The following is a 4,626-nucleotide window of genomic DNA, read 5'->3' as shown; positions in this document are numbered from 1 at the left end:
CGTTCCACTCCGAGCAGGCGATTGCCTACGGTACGCAAATGGTCGGTGGTGTTACGCCGGGCAAAGGCGGCCAAACGCACCTCGGTCTGCCAGTGTTTAACACCGTTAAAGAAGCGGTAGAGAAAACCGGCGCAGAAGCTAGCGTTATCTACGTACCGGCGCCATTCTGTAAAGACTCAATCCTTGAAGCCGCTAATGCTGGCATCAAGCTGATCGTGTGCATCACTGAAGGCATCGCGACCCTCGATATGCTCGAAGCAAAAGTTAAATGCGACGAGCTGGGCGTACGTCTGATCGGTCCTAACTGCCCGGGTGTTATTACACCGGGTGAATGCAAAATCGGTATTATGCCGGGTCACATTCACCAGCCGGGCCGCGTAGGTATCGTATCTCGTTCAGGTACCTTGACCTATGAAGCCGTTAAGCAGACCACTGATCACGGTTTTGGTCAGTCTACCTGTGTCGGTATCGGCGGCGACCCGATTCCGGGCTCTAACTTCATCGATATCCTTGAGATGTTCGAGAAGGACCCGAAAACTGAAGCCATCGTCATGATCGGTGAAATCGGTGGCACGGCTGAAGAAGAAGCAGCGGCTTACATTAAAGCTAACGTTTCCAAGCCTGTCGTTTCCTACATTGCCGGTGTTACTGCACCTCCTGGCAAGCGTATGGGCCACGCGGGCGCAATCATCTCTGGCGGTAAAGGCACCGCTGACGAGAAGTTTGCAGCCCTTGAAGACGCCGGTGTTAAAACCGTGCGCTCTTTGGCTGAAATTGGCGATGCGCTAAAAGAAGTCACTGGCTGGTAAGCCGTTGACGTTTAGCTGCACGCTATAAAGGCGCCCCTCGGGGCGCCTTTGTTCGTTAACGAATAAGGTTATTGTTCAGTATGACGACTGAGCAGGCGGTAGCCATACACAATAAACAGCGGTGCACCTGCTGCTAGGTAAAGGTGATAACTGACTAACCGCCACACCAGTACGGCCGCTGCGGCCTGTTCGCTTCCCATCAATGGCAGTAACAGGCTGCCCACGCTCACTTCAGCGGCGCCCGCACCGCCGGGCAAAAAGCTCAGCTGGCTGGCCGCCATCGCTAGCATTTGAGTTAAAAATGTCCACATCCAATTCGCCTGGCCACCGACTCCCAGCACAGCCAAATACAGTAAGCTATAGCGCATCAGCCAATGGAGAGTCGTCAGCAGCAGCATGGCCAGTAGCGTAATGCGCGGCAGAGAAAGCGTTATCTTCAATGCATGTCGGCAGCGTAATAAACGACGTGTCAGCCAGCGGCGCCGGTAGCGGTTTGGCCACGGCGTTGTTAGGCGTTTTGTTCGAAGCAAGTTCGGCAAATAGCGCATGACCAAACTGACCAGGGCCGCCATAAGGGCCAAGCCAGCCAGCGCCCACTGCACTAGCGATTGATGTGGCCACTGAGTGTCGGTGATTAGCGAAACAAGCACCAGCCCACTCAGCATGGCGAGAAAAAACAGTAAGTCACAGCCCTGATCAATCAGAAACACCGCCGTGCCTTTCGCCGGTGGAAGGCCTCGCTTGGCCAGTAGCAATAGCAGCGCCACAGGTCCGCCACTTCCTCCTGGCGTGGCGCACAGCGCAAATTTAGAGGCCAGCTCAATACCTAGTGCGCCGCGTTGACCGATCCTGCCTGCACGGCCGCCCAGCATTAACCGTAGTCTTGCTGCATTGATGTTCCAGCACGCAAAGGCCATCGCCAGCATCAGTGCTAATAAATCCAGGGGAAAATGCCTGACGCGCTGCAGTGCCTCTGTACCGCCCAGCCATGTGGTGAGCACTAACGGTGCAATCAGTGCCAAAGCAATCATCACGCAGTGAAGTGGACGCCACTGCAGCAGCCGACGGTTAGCGGTGTTGGGGGAGAGCATAGGGTTGGCTGCCGTGGCAAAGAAACTGGTAGTGCTCAAGCAGTGAGTGCATGACACCGTCCCAATTGAAGTGGCGCTCTACATGCCGCCGCGCATGGTGACCGCTGGCCGCAATATCGTTGCTGAACAGTGCGACACAGGCTTCCGCCATGGCGACAGGGTCCAGCGGGCGGCATAAGATGCCAGCCCCCAGTGGCACGTTTTCTGCAAGCGCACCTGCTCGGGCCGCGACTACCGGGATGCCGCTTGCCATCGCCTCCTGGGCAATTAAACCGAAGGTCTCCCGCGTGCCTGCATGTAGTAGGGCATCGCTACTGGCCAATGCTTTCGCTACCTCATACGCGCCGCAGCAGCGGTTCACAATGGTAACGTTGCTGGCGATGTGATGAGGCATGCCTGGTCCCATTAGCAGCAAATGATAATCGCCACCTAGCAGGCGCATGGTTGAAAGCAAGATATCGATATTTTTTTCGCGGGAGTTTCGTCCCACGAAGATCAACAGCTTTTTATTTCGAGATATGCCCAGCGTTTGGCGAAAAGTCGCGTCACGCTGTTGAGGGTTAAAACGTGCTAAATCGACGCCCAGCGGCTGAACCCTAACGTTGTCGACACCCCAGTCGCGTAAACGGTTAGCCATCGCGTTGCACGGCGCCAGTACGCTATCAAACTGGCGATAAAGATTGGCGACGTAGCGGATTAAGCGCTTTTCAACGTGACGCCCAAAGCGATCTCCCATCAAGCGCGGCAGGTCTGAGTGATAAAAGCCTACCACCGGCACGCCAAGTCGCTGGCCCGCTGCGAGCGCTGCCCAAGCCGTCACGTAAGGATCGCCGGCTTCAAGAAGGTCTGGCTGTAGGCCAATCAAGGTGTCTCGCCATGCTGCCCCGCGTAACGGAAAACGATAGCCCTGGCCCAGGGGTAAATGTAATGCCGGCAGCGTGTAGTGATCGCCCAGGCTATCGCGCTCTGCCCCCGGTACCAGCAGGCTGGTGCGCAACTGGGGCAGGCGTGAAAACACGTGTTGTTTGGCCTGTAAGTAAGTGCGCACACCGCCACTGGCGGGTGCATAAAACATCGTTACGTCTGCGATGTGCAAACTAACCTCCAAAACCCTGCAGTGTCATCATTTCACCATAGGGGAGAAATAAGTCAGTTTGGCGACAGCGTTATGGAGCGGCACAAAAAAACCACGGCTCTTTAGATAAGGGCCGTGGCTAGATATCAACTCAGTGCGCTGTGGTTTACGCGCCTGGCTTAGCGACCAGCGAGCGAGTCTCTTCGCGGGCTTCGGTCAGCACGACGCGAAGCGGATCGCCGAGCTTATAGCGTTCCTCGCCTTCGATCTGAATACGACCCTCTTTATCATCAATCACCACTTTGCTGCGGTCACTGTGCATCAAGGGGGCGGGTACAAACGCCGTTGCGCCATTTTCCAGCAGACGAACGCGCATGCCGCCACGGTTGATGGCCATGATTTCGGCTTCAAATGTATCTTGATTCTGTGCGGCAGGCGTTAAATAGCGTACGTAAAGCCAGTCTTTCACATCACGCTCGGCCATACGATTCAAGCGGCGGCGCTCCGTCAACTGCTCGGTGAGCTGCTGAGTAGCTTCGGCAGGGGCCTGTTCGCCTTTAAGCACAAGCTTGATGAGGCGGTGGTTGACCATGTCGCCGTACTTACGGATTGGCGAGGTCCAGGTAGCGTAGGCTGCAAGGCCCAGGCCAAAGTGCGGACCAGGCTGAGCCGACATCATCGTGAAGCCTTGGAAGCGGCGCAGGCGCGCGTCTAACCAAGCGTCATCGCGGCTTTCCAGCGCGCGCTTAAGCTCCGTGTAGCGGGCAAGCTCGGTCAACGCTTCGCGCTCAACCACAATTTCCTGGCCTGCCAAGAACTCTTGAGCGGCTTCCGCTTTCTCTGGCTCAAAGGCGCGGTGGACGTTAAAGATGCCATGGCCAATATGCTGGGCCAGGAAGTCCGCGCAGCAGGCATTGGCTACAATCATCGACTCTTCGATCATGCGGTTGGCAATGCGGCGCTCTTCAGTGCGCACTGCCAGCACGTTACCGGCAGGGTCCAGGTCAAACACATAGTCCGGGCGATCTTTAAATACCAGTGCGTGTTCATTGCGCCAAGCGGTACGCGCCTCGGTTAAATCACGCAGAGCGTTAAGCTGCTCGGCAATATTATCTGCGGGCGTCCATTCACCTTGACCTTCGATCCAATCAGAAACGCTGTCATAAACGAGCTTGGCGTGAGATTTAACGTTCGCCGCGAAGAAACGGTAGTCGCCCAGGCTGCCATCGGCATTAATATCCAGTGTGCAGGCTAGTGCGGGACGCTCCTGATTTTCCCACAGCGAGCAGAGATCGTCTGCTAACTGCTCAGGCAGCATAGTGATATTCTGGCCGGGGAGGTAAACAGTGAAGGCACGAGTGCGCGCTTCTAAATCCGCAGCATGACCTTCAGCCACGTAAGCAGTAGGATCCGCAATCGCCACGCTCAACCGCCAGCCGCCTTCGGCGCGAGTAGCGATGTGCAGAGCATCATCCATATCACGGGTTTTCTCACCATCGATGGTGAAGAAGGGCGTGGCGGTTAAATCTTCCCGCGTCAAGCCTTCATCATGTAGGGGCCATACAGTGCCCGCATCGGGGGACTCTTGCTCCAGTGTATGGCGAGCAAGCGTCACGCGCCACGGCACCGCTGGATTATCGCTTTTAGCGAT

General features: G+C 56.3%; 4 protein-coding genes. 1 reads left to right on the top strand and 3 read right to left on the bottom strand.

Features of this window, described 5'->3' with window-relative positions:
- Positions 1-809: succinate--CoA ligase subunit alpha (gene sucD, locus ACTH5D_RS17310; protein ID WP_441673411.1), on the top strand; the 809-nt coding region annotated here is incomplete at its 5' end.
- 68 nt (positions 810-877) lie between these two features.
- On the opposite strand, the gene ACTH5D_RS17305 is transcribed toward sucD, so the two are convergent.
- From ACTH5D_RS17305 to ACTH5D_RS17295, 3 genes are all read right to left on the bottom strand, one after another.
- Positions 878-1,900, bottom strand: coding sequence for a lysylphosphatidylglycerol synthase transmembrane domain-containing protein (locus ACTH5D_RS17305; protein WP_441673409.1), 1,023 nt, complete (start codon positions 1,898-1,900; stop codon positions 878-880).
- Complete coding sequence (locus ACTH5D_RS17300) at positions 1,878-2,996, bottom strand: glycosyltransferase (protein ID WP_441673407.1); 1,119 nt, start codon at positions 2,994-2,996, stop codon at positions 1,878-1,880. Before ACTH5D_RS17300 ends, ACTH5D_RS17305 begins: the two co-directional genes overlap by 23 nt.
- Positions 2,997-3,141: 145 nt before the next feature.
- A partial coding sequence (locus ACTH5D_RS17295) for an exoribonuclease II (RefSeq protein ID WP_441673405.1) occupies positions 3,142-4,626 on the bottom strand: 1,485 nt, incomplete at its 5' end.

The organism is Halomonas sp. (genome assembly GCF_052095695.1).
In the GTDB taxonomy this organism is placed as follows: Bacteria; Pseudomonadota; Gammaproteobacteria; order Pseudomonadales; family Halomonadaceae; genus Vreelandella.
The sequence above is the reverse complement of the archived record's forward strand: the minus strand, read 5'-3'. Positions and strand labels throughout refer to the sequence as shown.